Here is a 6,108-nt window from a genome sequence, read left to right as displayed (position 1 = left end):
AACAAAACCTGGGTGGTGATGTATTGAATATAGTAAGTAAAAACGCATTGGTAAGCGGGCCGAATAATGCCGGTTATGGTTCTGCAAAAGCTGCGCAGTTGCATTTGTCAAGACTGAATGCGGCCGAACTTGGAAAAGACCATATAAGGGTGAACGTAGTAAATCCAGATGCTGTGATTTCCGGCAGTAATATATGGAGCGGCGGCTGGGCTGAAGGTCGTGCAAAAGCGTATGGTATAAAAGTAGAAGAGCTGCCTAAATACTATGCAGGCCGCACATTGCTTAATGAAATTATTTTACCGGAAGATATTGCCAATGCATGTTTTGCCTTTGTGGGCGGGTTGCTGAATAAATCAACAGGTAATGTGCTGAATGTTGACGGAGGTGTGGCGATGGCTTTTGTGAGATAAAGTATTTAAACCTATAAGGTTTGCAGCGCTGCCTGTCTGCCCTGCAAACCTTATAGGTTTTAGGCAAAAACATAACAATAACATGCAACGCCAGGCTTTCATATTAAAACTACATAAAGGGTACGAGGCGGAATACAAAAAACGCCACGACGAAATTTGGCCTGAATTGCAGGCATTATTAAAGCAAACAGGCGTACAGGAATATTCCATTTTCTTGGATGAGCGTACCAATAATCTCTTTGGATATTTACAAATAAATGATAACACCGCTTTGGATGATTTACCCAAACACCCTGTAATGCAAAAATGGTGGAACTATATGAAGGATATCATGGAAACCAATCCTGATGCTTCACCAGTTAGTGTTCCTTTAAAAGAAGTTTTTTACATGCCATAAAATATTTTAAAATATGCAAGTAGAGAAATATAGCATAGATAATTATAATGAGGGCTTGCTGAACGATCATAAGCGCAGGCTCGATTATACTGTTTCAACTATAACGAATGCAGAAAAGATAATAGCTAAATTAAAAGAGTTTCAGGTAGCAATACCCAGTTGGGCTTTGGGTACCGGGGGTACAAGGTTCGGTCGGTTTTCAGGCGGCGGTGAACCGCGCAACCTTGAAGAAAAAATAGAAGATATAGGTTTGCTGCATAAGCTGAACCAGTCCAGTGGGGCTATTTCTTTGCATATTCCATGGGATATTCCGGAGAACGCCTCGCATATTAAAGCGCTTGCCGCACAAAATGGTTTGCGGTTCGATGCAATGAACTCCAATACTTTCCAGGATCAACCTGATCAGGCATTGAGTTATAAGTTTGGTTCACTGCAAAATGTAAATAAAGCTGTTCGTCAACAGGCCATTGATCATAATATTGAGGTGATAAAATATGGTGTTGAATTAGGGTCAACATCATTAACCGTTTGGTTGTCTGACGGCTCTTGTTTTCCCGGTCAGTTAAATTTCAGGGAAGCTTTTCAACATACGTTAGCCGGATTGCAGGAGATATACAAAGCATTGCCCGACGACTGGAAAATATTTGTAGAGTACAAAGCTTTTGAACCTAATTTCTACTCTACCACAGTTGGCGATTGGGGGCAATCATATTTATATGCAAGCAAACTTGGTCCAAAAGCATATACCTTGGTTGATCTTGGTCACCATTTACCCAATGCTAATATCGAACAAATTGTTTCTTTGTTATTGATGGAAGAAAAGTTGGGTGGGTTCCATTTCAACGATTCTAAATATGGCGATGATGATTTAACTGCAGGAAGTATTAAGCCTTACCAGCTATTCCTCATATTTAATGAATTAGTGGAAGGAATGGATGCCAAAGGAATGGATCATGTTACAGACATGGGCTGGATGATTGATGCCTCGCATAATGTAAAAGATCCCCTGGAAGATTTATTGCAGTCTGTTGAAGCAATTATGTTATCGTATGCACAAGCTTTAAGTGTTGATAGAAAAGCGCTGAAGGAAGCTCAACAAAATAATGACGTGGTAGCTGCCCAGGAAATATTACAGAATACCTTCCGTACAGATTTAAGATCCCTGGTTGCTGAAGCCCGGTTACGTGCAGGCGGTGTACTTGATCCTGTGGGCTTTTTCCGCAACGAAAAAGTGAGAGCAAAATTAATTAAGAATCGTGGAGCAAAAACAGTAGCAACAGGATTGTAGTAGTAAGTGATTGGTGGTATGTGGTAAGAATGGTGCAGGGGTGAATGAAGAACAAGCAAAGGTGAAAAGTGAGAGGCGAAATGTAAAAACGCAAAACTGAAACTGGAAGTTTTTAAACGTAAAAATATTTTTGCGAACCTTGTGGCTTTGTGTTGTAGTGCCTGTCGGTAGGCAGGGTTTAAATATTAAATTTCAAATTCCGGCATTCTCAAACAATGATCCCCGTAATAGCGATATACGACATAGGAAAAACAAATAAAAAAGTATTTCTGTTTAATGAAGATTATGAGATTGTATATGAAAAAAGTACCAATCTTACAGAAATACAGGATGATGATGGAGATATGTGTGAAGATGTGCAGGCGCTCACCAATTGGGTAAAGCAATCATTTGAGGAAATACAGCAATTAAAGGAGTTTGATATTGTGGCGGTAAATGTAACGGCTTACGGAGCAAGTTTAGTTCATATAGATGAAAAAGGAAAACCCGTTGCACCATTATACAATTATCTTAAACCATATCCTGAAGATTTACAAAAAGCATTTTACGAAAAGTATGGAGGTGTTGTTAAGGTGTCGCAGCATACAGCGTCTCCGGTATTAGGTAGTTTAAATTCAGGTATGTTATTGTATAATATCAGTAAAAGCAAGCCAGAGGTTTTTAAGAAAATAAAATACTCCCTGCATTTACCTCAATATATCAGTTCGCTGCTTAACGGAATGTTTTCATCTGATATTACCAGTATTGGTTGTCATACCATGCTGTGGGATTTTACTACCATGCAATATCATGAATGGGTGACGAAAGAAGGAATTGCAGATAAGTTAGCACCTATACAATCTGCTGACGATGCTATAGATATTGCAATACAAAAAGGAACAGTAAAAATGGGTATCGGACTACATGATAGCTCAGCAGCACTGATTCCTTATTTGCTGAATTTTAAAGAGCCATTCATTTTATTATCTACAGGTACATGGGCAATAAGCCTGAATCCTTTTAATGATACTCCTTTAACCGAAGAGCAACTGAAACAAGATTGCTTATGTTATCTTACTTACAAAAAGCAACCGGTTAAAGCTTCTCGATTATTTGCAGGCTATGAACATGAGCAGCAGGTTAAATTATTGGCAACACATTTTAATAAGCCCGCTAATTATTATACTACAGTAAAATTCGATAACAGTATTATTGACCGCTTAACTAATGATCAATCAGGCTTTAATCTCTCTGATGGGCAAATCACAGCTTTTCCTTCCAGGGATATTAATTTGTTTTCAAATTATGAACATGCCTATCATCAACTTATTGCAGATATTATTTACAAGCAGGTTATTTCTACAAAATTAGTACTTGAAGGAAGCCGTGAAGTAAAACGCATTTTTGTAGATGGAGGTTTTGGTAAGAACCCTGTGTATATGCACTTGCTTGCAGATGCATTTCCTAATATTGAAGTATACGCAGCATCTGTAGCCCAGGCTACATCTATGGGTACCGCTTTGTCAATCCACGAACATTGGAATACTAAGGAGCTTCCTGCCAGCATCATTGATTTGATGTATTATCATAGTAATAAGTAAGGTTCGGGACTAAGTTCCGGAAGAACATAGGGAATACGAAGTTGGAAACTTCGTATAGAAAGAGCTTTATATATTCTGTTTCATCATTTTCCCGATAAATATTTGTCAAGCCAGGCAATACAGGCATCCTCATCCTGCTTTTCATAAGGCCAACCATGATCCTTTCCCTGCTTGGAGATCAACCTGCAGGGAACATCATGCATTTTCAGTTCAGCAATCAATGAAACAGACTGGCTATACGGCACCAGACCATCATCGGTTCCGTGGATGACTAAAACAGGAGGCGTGTTTTTTGTAATGAAATAGTATGGGGAAATTGATCTGAGTATTTTGTTTTGGAAATCCCTGCAACTATCCGGCGTGGCAATAAAGGAACCATTAGCAGAAACATTCCTTACTTTAGGAAAATCAAACCAGTTGGAATCGGCGTCGGCATATTGAATGAAGTTGGTAGGAGGATAAAAACAGGCCACTGCGCGGATCTTACTGGAAACAAGGTTAACAGCATCAACCTTATCTTCTTTGGGAACATTATATTCCTTTCTGTATGCTTCTTCTGTCATGGCCTCCTTTCCAAAAACGGCTGATGAAACAGACAAATGACCGCCGGCACTATGCCCCATTACGCCCAGCTTTTCCGGATCAATGCCATATTTGCCTGCATAGTACCGGATAAATTTTATGGCACGTTGCACCTGGCTGAATATCTCCGGGATATTATATCTCGGCTGAGACCCATGGCTGATAATAAAAACAGTATACCCTTTATCAGTATACGATCTGTAGGAACCGGTGGATATACTCGTGGCATCTCTTGATACCCATCCTCCGCTTAAGATGTATAAAATAGCCGCTCCATTTTGTTTTACAGGGCGGATCACGTCAAAAACAAAAGCCATTCCATCCCTGTGGTCATAAACAACATCTGATAGGCGCGTAACCTTCTGTTGTGCAATAGTATTGTTGAGTGCAACGATCGTAAATGTCAATAAAAGAAAAATATACTTTTTCATTTTTAAATAATTAAATGTCCGGCAACAAGCCAAATAAGTACACAAAAAAAACTGATGGCACTTTGCGCTCTCTGCGGCAAACTTTGTGTCCTTGCGTGAATGGCTACTTATCTTCTACGCAAAGCCGCAAAGAAGCGCCAGGTACGTCAGTATAGTTAATAAACAGTATCATGGCTGCTCATTGATTATACAATTTAACGGCGCCTGGTTTTTGTCTACACAACCTATTACCTGTATAACAGCAGCTTTATTTTCTACACTTATGGGATTATCAGCCATGTATTTTACCATTCTGCACCCCGTAAGGGTTACAGTGAGTTTTTTGTTTCCTCTTACCAGTAAATAATCCCAGGATTGATGTTCGGGTACAGTGGTCAGGGCCAGGTTTGGGCCGGAAAAGATCTCAACATTGCTTAAAGAAGTGTGCCCTTCTCCTTCTATAATAACAGGATGCAGGTCATTTACTTTTTCCCCGGTGTTTGAAATGATGGAACCCTGTGATATCTGCCAGTTCCTGTTCACTGCCTGGCTTCCCTTTTTATAAATGCCGGTGGCTACACAATCAAAATTAAAGTTGGTCAGTTGTCCGTAGGTATCGCCGCCGAGCATAATACCGCCGTAGGTTCCAAACGTGAAGAGGTCCATCAACTGGGCATTGTCTGTATAGTCAATAGCATAGGCATAGGTTTTTTGTGCCACCACCGCGTCGATAACCGCAGGGGAGTAATCTCCTTTAAACAACCGTTGAAGTGCAGGGTTCACATGGCAATGCAATATGCGTGGTATATCATAACAATGGCTGATGCGGATAAATTCACCGCTTAAAGGATACCCGTAGCAATGCTCAGATATTACCAGCGCCACCGGGTGCCGCAGGCTTGCAGTAAAGTCCATAGCGAGGTATTCTCCATAAAAAGTCAGGCAGGAGAGGTATACACCTTCCACCAGCTTGTTTTTTGCATTTTGAATAGTGGCGGGATAAGGAATGATTACTTTTGCATCGGTAAGCGTTTGGTCAGGATACCAAAATTGTATACCCTTGATTTGTGTGGCAGATTCTACGGTAATGAAGGAATTTGTTTTATCTGTGATCTTAAATACACTGCCCACAGGTTGCTTTTTTGAAGGATGAGAAGTTCCCCCTGGAACGGGTCCATTGGCGCCAATCAGCGATACATTGGGTTTAAGGATAATTCCGCCATCAACGGCATAGGGTTCCTCACCGGGCTCTACAAATAAGGCAGCGCCTTTCCGGGAAGCCCAGTCAATTGCTTTTTGCAGGTTGATCTTATTTACGGCCGCAGTATTAGAGGGCGTTACATTAAAATCCCGTATACTTTTAAACGCCTTGGTTTGTGCAAACGTGTTGCTGCACATCAATACAAATACATACAAAAGTTTATTGACGGTCATAAGATTT

6 protein-coding genes are annotated in these 6,108 nt (G+C 40.4%); 4 read left to right on the top strand and 2 right to left on the bottom strand.

Annotation, left to right across the window (positions count from 1 at the left end):
* From DC498_RS22770 to DC498_RS22755, 4 genes are all read left to right on the top strand, one after another.
* Positions 1-410, top strand: a 410-nt coding sequence (locus DC498_RS22770) for an SDR family oxidoreductase (RefSeq protein WP_116876458.1), incomplete at its 5' end; no start/stop codon positions are given.
* A gap of 82 nt (positions 411-492) precedes the next feature.
* The gene (rhaM, locus tag DC498_RS22765; protein WP_116876457.1) at positions 493-807 is read left to right on the top strand and encodes an L-rhamnose mutarotase; all 315 of its coding nucleotides are present in this window, start codon (positions 493-495) and stop codon (positions 805-807) included.
* A gap of 13 nt (positions 808-820) precedes the next feature.
* On the top strand, positions 821-2,095 hold the full coding sequence (locus DC498_RS22760; RefSeq protein ID WP_116876456.1) for a TIM barrel protein: 1,275 nt from the start codon (positions 821-823) through the stop codon (positions 2,093-2,095).
* Positions 2,096-2,310: 215 nt separating this feature from the next.
* Positions 2,311-3,675, top strand: coding sequence for an FGGY-family carbohydrate kinase (locus DC498_RS22755; protein WP_116876455.1), 1,365 nt, complete (start codon positions 2,311-2,313; stop codon positions 3,673-3,675).
* Positions 3,676-3,758: 83 nt separating this feature from the next.
* On the opposite strand, the gene DC498_RS22750 is transcribed toward DC498_RS22755, so the two are convergent.
* On the bottom strand, positions 3,759-4,688 hold the full coding sequence (locus DC498_RS22750) for an alpha/beta hydrolase (RefSeq protein ID WP_116876454.1): 930 nt from the start codon (positions 4,686-4,688) through the stop codon (positions 3,759-3,761).
* Between the two features lie 168 nt (positions 4,689-4,856).
* Positions 4,857-6,101 (bottom strand): hypothetical protein, encoded by a 1,245-nt coding sequence (locus tag DC498_RS22745; RefSeq protein ID WP_133176954.1) that lies wholly within the window; start codon positions 6,099-6,101, stop codon positions 4,857-4,859.
* Positions 6,102-6,108 lie beyond the last annotated feature (7 nt).

The organism is Terrimonas sp., from assembly GCF_003075435.1.
In the GTDB taxonomy this organism is placed as follows: Bacteria; Bacteroidota; Bacteroidia; order Chitinophagales; family Chitinophagaceae; genus Agriterribacter.
Note: the sequence above shows the minus strand (reverse complement) of the source record. Positions and strands in the feature narration are given on the sequence as shown.

Coding starts and splice junctions, on each gene's coding strand:
- rhaM (WP_116876457.1), top strand. CDS start 493: ATGCAACGCCAGGCTTTCATATTAAAACTACATAAAGGGTACGAGGCG.
- DC498_RS22760 (WP_116876456.1), top strand. CDS start 821: ATGCAAGTAGAGAAATATAGCATAGATAATTATAATGAGGGCTTGCTG.
- DC498_RS22755 (WP_116876455.1), top strand. CDS start 2,311: ATGATCCCCGTAATAGCGATATACGACATAGGAAAAACAAATAAAAAA.
- DC498_RS22750 (WP_116876454.1), bottom strand. CDS start 4,688: ATGAAAAAGTATATTTTTCTTTTATTGACATTTACGATCGTTGCACTC.
- DC498_RS22745 (WP_133176954.1), bottom strand. CDS start 6,101: ATGACCGTCAATAAACTTTTGTATGTATTTGTATTGATGTGCAGCAAC.